Origin of the sequence: Murinocardiopsis flavida (assembly GCF_003014485.1) — a bacterium.
GTDB lineage: Bacteria > Actinomycetota > Actinomycetes > Streptosporangiales > Streptosporangiaceae > Murinocardiopsis > Murinocardiopsis flavida.
Map to the genome: position 1 here is coordinate 135,331 of NZ_PYGA01000006.1, position 13,080 is coordinate 148,410.

The following is a 13,080-nucleotide window of genomic DNA, read 5'->3' on the forward strand; positions in this document are numbered from 1 at the left end:
GGCGCTCAGATCCCGGCGAACGCGGCGTTGACGTCGGCGGTGCGCAGGACCCCGTGGACCGTGCCGTCGGGCTCGACGACGAGGTACTCGTCGGCGGGGTGCGCGTGCATGGCGTCGAGCAGCTCCTGCCCGCCGAGGTCGGCGCCCAGCAGCGAGCCCGAGCCGATCGCGCGGGCCGCGCTCGACACCGGCATCCAGGGGCCGCGGTCCTCGGGCACCGCCTCGGCCGCGGGCGCGTGCACGATCGACGTGGGGGTGCCGCCGGAATCGGTGATGACGACCGCCCCGGCGTCGGCCGCCGCCATGCGCCGCAGGGCCTCGGCGACCGAGGTGTCGGCGGTGACCCTGACGGCGCGCCGGGCGAGGGTCCTGGCGCGCAGCCGCGGGACGCGCTCGCGGAAGCGGGCCGCGGTGATCGCCGCCCCCGCGCTCATCCACATGAAGGAGCCGATGAGCAGTGCCACCACGACGCTGTAGAGGGACACGCCGACACCGGCCGTCCAGGCGAGGAGGAACGGGAGCGCGACGATCGCCACCGCGATGAGCCGCCCGACCCACGCCGCGACCATGGTGCCCGCGGTGTGCCGGCGGGTCGCGGCCCACACGGCGGCGCGCAGCAGCCGCCCGCCGTCGAGGGGCAGCCCCGGCAGCAGGTTGCAGACGCCGACGAGCAGGTTCGCGACCCAGAGCTGCCAGGTGAGGACGCCCAGGACGGTGGCGGGGTCGAGGGCGGCGTAGGCGAGGTAGCCGATACCGGCGAGCGCGAGGGAGAGCAGGGGGCCCGCGACGGCGATCCAGAACTCCCGGCCGGGTGTGCGCGGCTCGCCGATCTCGGTGACCCCGCCGAGCAGGCGCAGGCTGATGCGGTGGACCCGCATGCCGTAGGAGCGTGCGACCAGGGCGTGCCCGAGCTCGTGGACCAGCACCGAGGCGTAGAGCAGCACCGCGAACACGAACGCGACCAGGTAGGACATCGGGCCGATGCGCAGGGCGCCCTCGACGGTGGGCTGGTAGACCACGGTGATGACGGCGGCGATGATCAGCCAGCTCGGCGCGACGTGGACGGGGATGCCGAAGAGGCGCCCGAGGGAGAGTCCGCTCCGGCGCGGGGCCGGCGTTGCGTCGTTGTCGGTCACACCTGCAAGGCTATGCGCTCCGGCGCCGTCCGGCGGCTGGGGAGCGCCCCGGCGGCCGGTGCCCGGCGCAGCGGCCGACGCAGCGGACGGGTCCGGGGCGGCGGGGGATGATGGCGGCGCGGCGCGTCCTAAGCTTGGCGGGTATGAGCACGCCCCTCCCGACGATCCCCGTCTCGGCGCTGTCGCCGTCGCGCGCCTCGGACTTCTTGCAGTGCCCGCTGCTGTTCCGGTTCCGGGCGATCGACCGGCTGCCCGAGAAGCCGAGCGCGGCTGCGCTGCGCGGCACACTCGTCCACGCGGTGCTGGAGCGGCTGTTCGAGCTGCCGGCCGAGTCCCGCACCCCGCGCACGGCGGCCACGCTGCTGGAGCCGCAGTGGGAGCTGCTGCGCGCCGAGCGCCCCGAGTCCATGGAGCTCTTCGCCGACGACGCCGCACTGGCGGCGTGGCTTGAAGAGGCGCAGGTCCTGGTGGGGCGCTACTTCGCCATGGAGCGGCCCGAGCTGCTGGAGCCGCGCGACCGCGAACTCCGCCTCGACGTCACCATGGAGTCCGGGCTGCGGCTGCGCGGCTACGTCGACCGCCTGGACGTCGCGCCGGGCGGGCAGATCCGGGTCGTCGACTACAAGACCGGGCGGTCGCCGAGCCGGCGCTTCGAGGACAAGGCGCGCTTCCAGATCTTCTTCTACGCCGTGATGATCTGGCGCGAGTACGGCGAGGTGCCTGCCCGGTTGCAGCTGATGTACCTGGGCGACGGCGGTGTGCGCTGGTACGAGCCCACAGAGGACGAGCTGCGCGCCGCCGAGGCCGAGATCCTCGGAATCTGGAACGACATCGCCGCGACCGCCCGCTCCGGCGTGTGGGCGCCGCGGACGTCGAAGCTGTGCGGGTGGTGCGAGCACCAGGCGCTGTGCCCGGAGTTCGGCGGGACCCCGCCGCCGCTGCCCTCGCCTCTACCGTAGGGCGCCCGCCGTCATCCCTGCGCAGGAGGACGGTTCAGCCCTGGGAAGGGCTGCGCGGGGCGGGCGGCGGCTCTAGCGTGGAGGGGTGAGCGACACCGCGACCGAACAGCCCGCCGCGAATGCGCCCGTCCGGTTCCCCTCCGTGCTGTCGGGCCTGCGCACCCGTACGGTGCTGACCGACCTGCTGGTCGTGGCGGTCCTCGCCATCGGCAACACGGCCGTGGTCGCGGCTGTGGGCGCGGCGCCGTCGCCGCCGGGGGCGGAGATCCCGTTCACCGACCCCGTCGTCGGCTACACCGCGGGGGTCGCCGTCGCGCTGCTGACTCTCGGGCGGCGGATGGCACCGCTGTCGGTGTTCGTCGCCGTGACGGCGGTGGCGGTGGGGGCGCAGGCAGCCGACGGGTTCGCGTGGGCCGCTGCGGGGCCCGGCATGGGCATCGCCGCCTACGCCATCGGCCGCCACCACCGGCTGCGCCGCGCCAGGGTGGCCTTGGCCTGCGCGGCGGCGCTGACCATCATGTCGTCCCTCATGGACGCGCAGCCGCAGGAGGCGGTCACCTGGTTCTTCACCGCCTATTCGCTGGCGATGGTGGCCGGGGCGTGGTGGGCGGGGCGGCTGGTCCGGCTGCGGGCCGCCCACGTCGCCGAACTCCAGGCGCGCGCCGAGCGGCTGGAGCGGGCGCGCGACGCGCACGGTCGGGCGGTGCTCGCCGAGGAGCGCTCCCGCATCGCGCGCGAGCTGCACGATGTGGTGGCGCACCACGTCAGTGTCATGACGGTGCAGGCGACCGCGGGCCGCCGGGTCATGGAGCGCGACCCCGACCGCGCGCGCCAGACCCTCACCGACATCGAGGAGACCGGGCGGCAGGCGCTGGCGGAGATGCGCAGGATCGTCGGGGTGCTGCGCACCGGGGCCGCCGAGGCCGCCGCCCGCGCCCCGCAGCCGGGCCTGGCCGGCCTGGACGAGCTCGTCGACCAGGTGCGCGAGGCGGGGATGACCGTGGTGCTGCGCCTGGAGGGGCGCTCCTACCCGCTGCCGTCGGGCTTGGACCTCACCCTGTACCGGGTGGTGCAGGAGTCGCTGACGAACGTGTTCAAGCACGCCGGGGAGGGCGCCGGGGCGACGGTCTCGGTCCGGTACGAGCCGCGCCTGGTCCAGGTGCTGGTCGAGGACGACGGTGCAGGACCGGGCGCGCGCGGCGGCGGCGACGAACCGGGGCACGGGCTGCTGGGCATGCGCGAGCGTGTCGGGCTGTACGGCGGCGAGCTGGCCGCCGGGCCGGGGGCCGCGGGCGGGTTCGCGGTGTCGGCGCGGGTCCCGGTGGAGCAGGGCGGCTGCACGTGAGCGGCGCGGATTTCCGGTCGGCGGCCCCTTTCGGCGACAATCACCCCATGGCAATCCGCGTCCTGCTCGTCGACGACCAACCGCTGCTGCGCACCGGTTTCCGGCTCATCCTCGAATCCGAACCGGAGATCTCGGTGGTGGGCGAGGCCGCCGATGGGAACGACGCCCTGTCCGCCACCCGCCGGCTGCTGCCCGATGTCGTGCTGATGGACATCCGCATGCCGGGCCGCGACGGCATCGACGCCACCCGCGACATCCTGTCCTGGGCCGGCGGCGCCGGGCAGCAGGTGCGCGTGCTGGTCCTGACGACGTTCGACCTGGACGAGTACGTGGTGGAGGCGCTGCGGGCCGGCGCCAGCGGCTTCCTGCTCAAGGACGTCCCGCCCGACGAACTGGTGGCGGCGATCCGGGTGGTCGCCGACGGCGCCGCGATCGTCGCGCCGACCATCACCCGGCGGCTGCTCGACCGCTACGCCGCGAAGCTCCCGTCGGCGCGGGTGCGCGAGGCCCCCAGACTGGACCACCTGACCGACCGCGAGCGCGAGGTGCTGCGGCTGCTCGCCCGGGGCATGTCCAACGCGGAGATCTCGCGGCACCTGGTGGTCAGCGAGACCACGGTGAAGACCCACGTCGGCAACGTACTGACCAAGCTGGGGCTGCGCGACCGGGTGCAGGCGGTGGTGTACGCCTACGAGACCGGCGTGATCCAGCCCGGCGAGGGCGACCCCGAGGGGCCGCGGCGCTGATCGGTGCCGCGCACCCGGCAGCGCGTCGGGTCCCGTTCCCGTCGAGACCTGCGACTATGGGGGCTGTGAGCCGATTCACCCGGTGCTGCGCCGCAGCCGGGGCAAACCCCGGGCCGGTCGGCGGCGTCCCACCGGGGGCACGGGGTTCCCGCCCGGGCACCGGAATGTGAACGACCCGCGCGGTCCCCGCGCGAGGAGGTATCGAGAGCCACCGATGGCGCAGCGACCGCAGCGGCCTTCCCCGCTCACCGACAACACCCTGCTCAGCAGGCTGCGCGACTGGCGTGCGGCCCGGGAGTCCGAGATGACGGGCGATGGGCTCGACGACGACGTTGTCGAGATGCCCGATCCGCGCGCCATCGACCTCGTCCTGCGGGCGGGCGAACTGCTGCTCGCCAGTGGCGAGGGCACCGAGGCCGTCACCGAGGCGATGCTCAGCCTCACCGTCGCCTTCGAGCTGCCCCGCAGCGAGGTGTCGGTGACCTTCACCGCCATCACGCTGTCCTGCCACGCGGGCCCCGAGAACATGCCCATCACCGGCGAGCGGGTGGTGCGCCGCCGCACACTCGACTACTTCCGGGTGCACGAGCTGCACTCCCTGGTCCAGGAGGCGGCGCTCGGCCAGGTGGAGCTGGAGGAGGCCATCGCGCGGCTGCGCGCCATCAAGGCCGCGCGGTCGCCGTACCCCAACTGGGCGCTGGTCACCGGGTTCGGGCTGATCGCGTTCAGCGCGTCGCTGATGGTCGGCGGGCAGCTCTTCGTCGCGGCGGCGGCGTTCGTCGCGACGGTGCTCGGCGACCGCGTGTCGGCCGCGGTCGCCAAGCGGGGGGTCGCGGAGTTCTACCAGATGGCGGCGGCCACCATGCTGGCGTCCAGCATCGGGGTGGCGCTGCTGTGGGCGAGCAGCGCGCTCGACCTGGGGTTGAACGCCGGGGCGGTCATCACCGGCAACATCATGGCGCTGCTCCCGGGCCGCCCGCTGGTGTCGAGCCTCCAGGACGGCATCAGCGGCGCCTACGTGTCCTCCGCTGCGCGGCTGCTGGAGGTCTTCTTCACCCTGGGCGCGATCATCTCGGGTGTCGGCGCGGTCGCCTACACGGCGGTGCGGCTCGGCGTCGACATGGACCTCGACAACCTGCCCACGGCGGGCACCTCGATGCACCCGGTGGTCCTCATCGGGGCGGCGGGGATCGCCATGGCGTTCGCGGTGTCGTTGACCGTCCCGGTGCGGATGCTGCCCGCGGTGGGCCTCATGGGGCTCACCATCTGGCTGGTGTACGCCCTGGTGCGGTCGGTGCCCGTGGGCGGCCTGGCGGACCAGGCGGCCGACCACGTGCCGCCGGTGATCGGGACGGCGGCCGGCGCGGTGGTGATCGGCGTCATCGGGCACTGGCTGGCGCGGCGCACCCAGCGGCCCGTGCTGCCCTACATCATTCCGGCGATCGCCCCGCTGCTGCCGGGCAGCATCCTGTACCGGGGCCTGCTCCAGATCAGCCTCGGCGACCCGGTCGCGGGGCTGCTCAGCCTGTCGGAGGCGGTCGCCGTGGGGCTCGCCCTGGGTGCGGGCGCGAACCTGGGCGGCGAACTGGTGCGCGCGTTCCAGCGCGGCGGGCTGGCGGGATCGGGGCGGCGGCACCGCCCGGCGGCGGCCCGGACCCGCGGCGGGTACTAGGCACGTACCCGTCGAACCGGGCGGCGGGCGCCGGGCGGCGACTCAGCCGATTCCGCGCTTGCGCAGGAGTTCCTCGATGTCGCCGAAGTCGTCGTCGGCCGCAGCGGGCTGCTGCGCCTTGCGCTGCTTCGCGGGTTCGGGCGCGCCCAGCTGCGGGGCCGCCGGCGCGCCCGCTGCGGCGCCGGGCCCCGTGTCGGCGGCCGCGGCCTTCCGGCCGCGGGAGACGCCGATGCCGCGGGTCTTCATGACGCCCGAGGCGACCCAGAGGACGACGGCGAGCCCGGCGATCGCGACGCCCGCCCACACGATCGGGTTGAACACGAGTCCGGCGAAGAACCCGACCATGTCGGAGATCAGCCGCCACAGGATGGTCATGAGGCCCATGAGCCCGGCCGCCAGCGGCAGCAGCGACCACGCGACTCCGCGCAGGCCCGCTGCCGCGCCCTTGCGGCGCCAGATGATCCAGGAGATCAGCAGGCCCGCGACGGTCAGGGTCGCGCCGAGCATCGAACCTTGGATTGGCAGGTCTGGTGGCATGGGCCCAGTCTGACACTTCGCGGGGCACATGCACATCGGGTGCTTCCCTTAGGGAGCGCGTTCGCCGAGCGCGGAACGGCCGTGCGAGGACCGCGGTCAGCTCGCTGCGGCCGACTCCTCGGTGCCGCGCGCCCGGGCGCGTTCCGCGCGCAGGCTGCGGGCCTCGGCGGGGTCGAGGACCGGGGCTGCGGTCAGCAGCTGCTTGGTGTACTCGTGCTGCGGGTTCTCGTACACCGAGTCGCCCTCGCCCTCCTCGACCACCTTTCCCTTGCGCATGACCAGGACCCGGTCGCTGACCTGGCGGACCACCGCGAGGTCGTGCGCGACGAAGATCAGGGTGAGGTCGAAGTCGTCCTGGAGCTCCGCGAGCAGCCGGAGCACCTGGTCCTGGGTGGAGACGTCCAGCGCCGAGACCGGCTCGTCGCAGATGATCAGCTTCGGGCGCAGGATGAGCGCCCGCGCGATGGCGATGCGCTGGCGCTGCCCGCCGGAGAAGGCGTGCGGGAACCGGTTGTAGTGCTCGGGTTCCAGGCCGACCCGGTCGAGCAGATCGCGCACCGCGTTCTTGATGGTCTGCCGGTTCCGCTCGCCCTGCACCCGCAACGCGGTCCCGATGGAGTCGCCGATGGTGATGCGCGGGTTCAGCGAGGAGTAGGGGTTCTGGAAGATCATCTGCACGTCGCGGCGGAGCGGCCGCAGCTGGCGGTCTGCCATCCGCGTGATGTCGCGCCCCTCGAAGGTCACCCGGCCCTCGGTGGGTTGCAGCAGCCGCATCACCATGCGCGACAGGGTGGACTTGCCGGAGCCGGACTCCCCCACGATGCCGAGCGTCTCCCCTTGGCGGAGCTCGAAGGAGACGTCGTCGACCGCGTAGAAGTCCTGGCCCTGGGCGAGCATGCCGCCGCGGACCTTGAAGCGCATGCGGACGTTCTCGACCTTGAGCAGCGGTTCGCCCGCCTCGATCTCGGCACCGGACTCCATGACCGACAGGGACTCGCCCGCCTCGGCGGCCGGCGCGTCGGACGCCGCGATCCGGGCGTCCTCCGCGGCGGAGTCGGGGGCGTGGACGCGCTCGGCGCGGACCTGCGCGCGGCGCTGCGCCCGCGACACCTCCACGCGGGGGACCGCCGCGAGCAGCGCCTGGGTGTAGGGGTGCTCGGGGCGGGCCAGCACGTCGCTGACGTCGCCGCGCTCGACGACCTTGCCCTTCTGCATGACCAGGACCTCGTCCACCGACCCCGCGACCACGGCGAGGTCGTGGCTGACCAGGATCAGCGACATCCCGAGGTCGCGCCGCAGATCGTCGAGCAGGTCGAGGATCTGCGCCTGGACCGTGACGTCCAGAGCGGTCGTGGGCTCGTCGGCGAGGAGCACCCTGGGCTCGCACACCAGTCCCATCGCGATGAGGACGCGCTGGCGCATCCCCCCGGAGAACTCGTGCGGGTAGGAGTTGAACCGCCGCGCGGGCTCGGGGATGCCCACCCGGTCGAGCGCGTCGACGGCCCGCTTGCGCGCGTCGGCCTTGGACGCCTCGGGGTGGTGGGAGCGGTACGCCTCGACGATCTGGTTGCCGATCGTGTACTGGGGGTGCAGCGCCGACATCGGGTCCTGGAAGACCATGGCGATGTCGTTCCCGCGAAGCGCGCGGACCTGCGCGTCAGAGGCGGCGTTGATGTCGGTGTCGACCACCGCGATCTCCCCGGTGATCTGCGCGCGGGTGCCGCGGTGCAGCCCCATGAGCGCCAGGGAGGTCGCGCTCTTGCCCGAACCGGACTCGCCGACGATGCCCAGCGCGCCGCCCGGCGCGACGTCGAACGAGATGCCGTCGACGGCGCGGACTTCGCCGTCCATGGTCGGGAAGGTGATCGTCAGGTCGCGGACGCGCACCACCGCATCGGTGGCGGCCGCGGGCGCCTTGCCGGCTCCCGGAGTACTCATGCCGTTCTTCCTTCGGCTCTGGTCCCTGCGCCGGTTCGGAGCGCGGGCCGTGTGGTTGCGATTCGGGGGCGGCCGCCGCGCGGGCGGCGGCCGGTCGGACTCAGCCGGAGACCCTGACGCGGGGATCCACCCACACGTAGAGCAGGTCGACGATCAGGTTGCAGAGCACGATGAAGAAGGCGGAGAACAGGGTGACGCCGAGGATCACCGGCAGGTCGCTGGTGACGATGGCCTGCACCGCGTACCGGCCGATCCCCTGGAGCGAGTAGACGCTCTCGGTGAGCACGGCACCGCCGAGGACGAGCCCGATGTCGAGGCCGAAGATCGTGACGATCGGGGTGAGGGTGGGACGCAGGCCGTGCTTGAAGATGACCCGGCGCTCGGAGAGCCCCTTGGCACGCGCGGTGCGGATGTAGTCCTCCCCCATGGTCTCCAGCATGCCCGCCCGGGTCTGGCGCGCGTACTGCGCGCCCTGGAGGAACGCCAGGGTGAGCCAGGGCAGGATCATGCCGACGAGCCAGGCGAACGGGTTCTCCGTGATCGGCGTGTACTCGGGTGTGGGCAGGATGCCCCAGGCGTGCACGACGAACGCGAGCGCCAGCAGGCCGGTGAAGAACACGGGGAGCGACACGCCCGCCAGCGCGAGGCCCATGGCGACCCGGTCGAAGATGCTGCCCTTCTTGATGGCGGAGATGATGCCGATGCCCACCCCGCCGACCAGCCACACGACGCCGGCGCCGAGCGCCAGGGACAGCGTGACGGGCAGGCGGCGGATGATCTCGGGGAAGACCTCCTGGTAGGTCTGGAAGGAGTACCCGAAGCACGGCGCCGAGCACTGGGTGACCTGGTTGCCGAACGTGTAGTCGGCGCCGACGAAGATCGCCTTGACGAACTCCCAGAACTGGACCACGACGGGCTCGTCCAGGTTGTAGCGCGCGATCGCGGCCTGGATGGCCTCCTCCGTGGGGGCCTTCCCCACGTACATGGTGGCGAGCTGCTCCGTCGTCTGGCCGGCCATGCGCGGAACAACGTAGAAGATCATGAATGTCACGAGCGTGACGACGGCGAGCAGCAGCACGCCCGCGCCCAAGCGGCGGAGTAGGTAAGTGATCAACGTGACCGGCCTCCCGTGCCGCCCGGGCCCCCATGGGTCCCGGCCGAGGTGCGGCCTTCACCTGCCAATCTCAACTGATCGAAGGGGCGGTACGCGCCGTGTGCGCCGATGGGACGAAGCTGTGTGCGTCCTGCTGCCGCGGAGCGGACGGCGTGTGCCGTCGGTGCTCCGGTGCCGGGGACCCGGGTCTGTTCGGACATGGTCGACCGGCCCTCAGTCCGTGGAGCGCGGGTCGAAGGCGTCGCGCAGGCCGTCGCCGAGCAGGTTGAACGCCAGCACGGTGAGGAAGATCGCGAGGCCCGGGACGATCACGAAGTGCGGGGACGTCGTGTAGTAGTCGAGCGCGTTGTCGAGCATGCCGCCCCAGCTGGGGGTCGGCGGGTTGATGCCGACGCCGAGGAAGGACAGCGACGCCTCGAAGATGATGTTGGTCGGGATCAGCAGCGTCGAGTAGACGAGGATCGGGGTGACCAGGTTCGGCAGGAGCTCGCGGAACAGGATGTGGGCGTTGCCCGCGCCCAGGCTGCGCGCGGCCTCGACGAACTCGCGCTCCTTCAGCGCCAGGGTCTGGCCGCGCACGATGCGGCCGATATAGGGCCAGTTGAAGAAGCCGATGATGAAGATCAGCAACCCGATGCGGAGCCCGTTGCCGTTGAGGCCGAAGGCGCCGTCGGGGACCACCCCGGCGAGCGCGATCGCGAAGAGCAGCAGCGGGAAGGCCAGGAAGATGTCCATGGCCCGGCTGATGACCGCGTCGACCCAGCCGCCGAAGTAGCCGGAGACGATCCCGAGGAGCGTGCCGATCACGACGCAGAGGACGGTCGCGCAGAACGCCACGATGAGCGAGATCTGCGCACCGTAGATGACCCGGAGGAACATGTCGCGCCCATTGCCGGGCTCCAGCCCGAAGGGGTGCTTCAGGCTCATGCCGCCGAGCGGGTCGACACCGCTCGCCGGGTCCGCGGGGTCGTTCAGGGCGCCGCCGGTCAGCGGGTCCATCAGCGCTTCGTCGTACTGGTACGGCGACTCGCCGGTCAACCATGCGATGACGGGGGCGAGCACGGCGGCGAGGACCAGGACGATGACGACGACACCCCCCGCCATCGCGACCCTGTCGCGCTTGAGGCGCTGCCATGCGATCTGGCGCAGCGAGCGGTTCGCCGTGTTGCGAACGCCCCGGGTGATCGCCTCGGGTTCGGCTCCCTCGGCCGAATCCTGCGCTTCCAAAGGCGCGGTCATGGCACCACTACTCTCAATCAGTCCCGCTTGTGGCTGGGGCGTTGACTTCGGGCGGTCCGTTCGGGTTGCCGGTACCGGCCGCCGGGCGCGGTTCTCGCCGAAACGGCCCGCGGGGCCGCCGGCCCGCGTGCGGGCCGTTCACGCCGGGAGGCGGGGGCGGCGCCGCAATGCGGGCACAGCGCGCTGTTCAATGTATGCCCGGGTACCGGGCCGGGCGCCAAGAATCCGGCCGTGATGCACAATCGTGACAGATGTTGCGCAAAGCTGTCATCCAGCCACTCGAATACACCGTGACCAGCCGGTATGACCGAGAGTGGCGCGAGCGCGCGTCGCGGCCGGGCGCTCCCTCGGGAACGAGCCGCGGGGACCGGCGTGCTCGCTGGCACACCGGCCCCCTGGTCCGTGCGGAGGCCCCTCGGCGGCGGTGCGGCCCGGAGACAAGCCGGGCCGCACCGGGTCGGGACCGGGTCGGCTACTCGCCGCCGGCGGTGGTGCCGAGCGCCATGTAGTCGTACATCTTCCAGGTCTCGCTGAAGTAGACGTTGGTGAGGGTTTCGGGGCGGTAGAGCACCGACTTCTGGAAGACCAGAGGAGCGACGGTTGCCGACTCCATGATCTTCTGGTCCGCCTCCGTGTACATCTTGTTCCGCTCGCCCTCGTCCTGGGTCTCCTGCGACTCGTCGAGCAGCTTGTTGACCTCGGGGGCGTCCAGCTCCGCGAGGTTGGAGTTGCCGGCCTTCTTGATGGCGTCACCGTGCATGATCTGGCTCATGTAGCCGAATCCGGTGTTCCAGTCGGGCATCCAGCCGTAGATGCTCAGCGCGAGCTTGTTCTTCTTCACGAAGCTCGGGGAACCGGCCTGGGTGTTGGTGAAGGTGTCCGACGGGAACTTGCGGATGTTCACGTTGATGTCGGCCTTCTTCAGGCTCTGCTGGATCGCCTCGGCCGCGGCGACCTCCTCGGGGCGGTCACTGCGGACGCCGAGGTTGACGTCGAGGCCGCCCTCTTCGCCGCAGTCGGCCAGCGCCTGCTTCGCCTTCTCGACGTTGCCCTTGTCGCCCTTGGTCTTGAACGGGTTGATCTTGGCATCGGCACCGGGCACGCTCGGCGGCAGCAGCTGCGAGGAGATGGTCCCGCCGACGTCGCCGCCCCAAGCGCGCTGGGTGGAGGTGCGGTCATTCGCCCACTGGATGGCCTCGCGGCACTCGATCTTGTCGAACGGCTTGACCTTGGTGTTGACCGCCATGTAGTTGTGCGCGCCGGACTCGGGGTTGTCGAGGTTGGCCTTGACCGCGTCGTCGGTGAGCGCCGTGCCCTTCGCCGCCGGGCCGAGCCCTCGTCCGCCGAGGTCGACGTCCAGGTCGCCGTTCTGGAGGCGCTGGTCGATCTCGTTCTGGTCGACGCCCTCCTCGACGCTGACCTTGTCGGGCAGCGCCTTGCGCACGGGGTCGGACTCGGCGTCCCACTCGTCGTTGCGGACCAGTTTGAGCCCGCTGCCGGGGTTCCACTCGCCGTCGAACTTGTAGGGCCCCGAGGAGAGGACCTTGGTCTGGTACTGCTCGCCCTTGTCCTTGTCGGCCGGGACCGGCGCGCTCTGCGGCTGGACCAGCACGAACGGGAAGTCGGCGAAGGGCCGGTTCAGGTGGAAGACGAGCGTGGTCTCGTCCTTGACCTCGACACCGCCGAAGCCCTTGAGCGGGTCGTCGGGGTTGTCGTAGGGGCCCTTGTAGTCCTCGCTCTTGGCGAGGTAGTCGGCGTAGTACTTCGGGCCGTTGGGCAGCGCCTGCTCGCCGAAGTTGCTGCGCGCGACCGCGTAGGCGAAGTCCTCGGCGACGATCTCGGAGCCGTCCTCGTACTTCATGCCCGGCTTGATCTTGATGGTGTAGGTCTTGCCGTCGTCGCTAATCTCGGGCTCGCCGTCGGCAAGGTCGGGGACGACCTTGTGGCCGGCCTCCTTCGGGCCCACGTCGTAGGTGTAGAGGGTCCGCGCGTAGTAGCGGCTGAAGTTCCACACGTAGCCGTAGTACGTGTTGCCGGGGTCGGTGCTCTCCATGTTCGACGCGATCGCGTACCGGAGCGAGCCGCCCTTTTTATCGGACTTGTTCACAATCGACTCGACGCCCTGGTTGAACTTGGCGTCGCCGCCGCCACCGCCGTCACCGCCGCCGCCGCACGCCGAAAGCAGCAGGGTCGCCACCGCTCCGACCGCGACGAATCCGAGCGCTCGTCTGCTCAAGATGTTCAGCCTTTCCATCACCGGAATCGACACGCGTACCGATCGCCACGAAGTAGCCCTGCACCGCCTGGGTGGAGCGGCGCTGAACATCAGGAATCATCCCGCGGGCGCGCCATACGTCACGGCGCACAAGCTACACAAGCACAGGTTACATTTTG

Annotated in this window: 10 protein-coding genes; 4 read left to right on the top strand and 6 right to left on the bottom strand. The window is 71.7% G+C overall.

Going from position 1 to position 13,080, the window contains the following annotated elements; genetic code table 11:
* Nucleotides 1-5: 5 nt before the first annotated feature.
* On the bottom strand, nt 6-1,136 hold the full coding sequence (locus CLV63_RS10790; protein WP_106582817.1) for a site-2 protease family protein: 1,131 nt from the start codon (nt 1,134-1,136) through the stop codon (nt 6-8).
* 143 nt (nt 1,137-1,279) lie between these two features.
* Between CLV63_RS10790 and CLV63_RS10795 the strand changes: the two genes are divergently transcribed.
* The 4 genes from CLV63_RS10795 to CLV63_RS10810 all read left to right on the top strand — a co-directional run bounded on the left by CLV63_RS10795 (nt 1,280) and on the right by CLV63_RS10810 (nt 5,858).
* Nucleotides 1,280-2,095, top strand: a complete 816-nt coding sequence (locus CLV63_RS10795) for a RecB family exonuclease (protein ID WP_106582818.1) — start codon at nt 1,280-1,282, stop codon at nt 2,093-2,095.
* An 85-nt stretch (nt 2,096-2,180) separates the two neighbouring features.
* Nucleotides 2,181-3,440 (top strand): sensor histidine kinase, encoded by a 1,260-nt coding sequence (locus CLV63_RS10800; protein WP_245928718.1) that lies wholly within the window; start codon nt 2,181-2,183, stop codon nt 3,438-3,440.
* Between the two features lie 47 nt (nt 3,441-3,487).
* The gene (locus tag CLV63_RS10805; protein ID WP_106582953.1) at nt 3,488-4,186 is read left to right on the top strand and encodes a response regulator; all 699 of its coding nucleotides are present in this window, start codon (nt 3,488-3,490) and stop codon (nt 4,184-4,186) included.
* A 214-nt stretch (nt 4,187-4,400) separates the two neighbouring features.
* Nucleotides 4,401-5,858, top strand: coding sequence for a threonine/serine exporter family protein (locus CLV63_RS10810; protein WP_106582819.1), 1,458 nt, complete (start codon nt 4,401-4,403; stop codon nt 5,856-5,858).
* 42 nt (nt 5,859-5,900) lie between these two features.
* Here the strand turns inward: CLV63_RS10810 and CLV63_RS10815 are convergent, their stop codons facing one another.
* The 5 genes from CLV63_RS10815 to CLV63_RS10835 form a co-directional block, all read right to left on the bottom strand.
* Complete coding sequence (locus CLV63_RS10815) at nt 5,901-6,395, bottom strand: cellulose synthase (protein WP_245928719.1); 495 nt, start codon at nt 6,393-6,395, stop codon at nt 5,901-5,903.
* A 96-nt stretch (nt 6,396-6,491) separates the two neighbouring features.
* Nucleotides 6,492-8,333 (bottom strand): ABC transporter ATP-binding protein, encoded by a 1,842-nt coding sequence (locus CLV63_RS10820; protein ID WP_106582821.1) that lies wholly within the window; start codon nt 8,331-8,333, stop codon nt 6,492-6,494.
* A gap of 100 nt (nt 8,334-8,433) precedes the next feature.
* Entirely contained in the window at nt 8,434-9,447 is a 1,014-nt protein-coding gene (locus tag CLV63_RS10825; protein ID WP_106582822.1) for an ABC transporter permease, read from the bottom strand.
* A 213-nt stretch (nt 9,448-9,660) separates the two neighbouring features.
* On the bottom strand, nt 9,661-10,686 hold the full coding sequence (locus tag CLV63_RS10830) for an ABC transporter permease (RefSeq protein ID WP_106582823.1): 1,026 nt from the start codon (nt 10,684-10,686) through the stop codon (nt 9,661-9,663).
* 472 nt (nt 10,687-11,158) lie between these two features.
* Nucleotides 11,159-12,922 (bottom strand): ABC transporter substrate-binding protein, encoded by a 1,764-nt coding sequence (locus tag CLV63_RS10835; protein WP_106582954.1) that lies wholly within the window; start codon nt 12,920-12,922, stop codon nt 11,159-11,161.
* Between the last annotated feature and the right edge of the window lie 158 nt (nt 12,923-13,080).

Coding starts and splice junctions, on each gene's coding strand:
- CLV63_RS10795 (WP_106582818.1), top strand. CDS start 1,280: ATGAGCACGCCCCTCCCGACGATCCCCGTCTCGGCGCTGTCGCCGTCG.
- CLV63_RS10805 (WP_106582953.1), top strand. CDS start 3,488: ATGGCAATCCGCGTCCTGCTCGTCGACGACCAACCGCTGCTGCGCACC.
- CLV63_RS10810 (WP_106582819.1), top strand. CDS start 4,401: ATGGCGCAGCGACCGCAGCGGCCTTCCCCGCTCACCGACAACACCCTG.
- CLV63_RS10815 (WP_245928719.1), bottom strand. CDS start 6,395: ATGCCACCAGACCTGCCAATCCAAGGTTCGATGCTCGGCGCGACCCTG.
- CLV63_RS10820 (WP_106582821.1), bottom strand. CDS start 8,333: ATGAGTACTCCGGGAGCCGGCAAGGCGCCCGCGGCCGCCACCGATGCG.
- CLV63_RS10830 (WP_106582823.1), bottom strand. CDS start 10,686: ATGACCGCGCCTTTGGAAGCGCAGGATTCGGCCGAGGGAGCCGAACCC.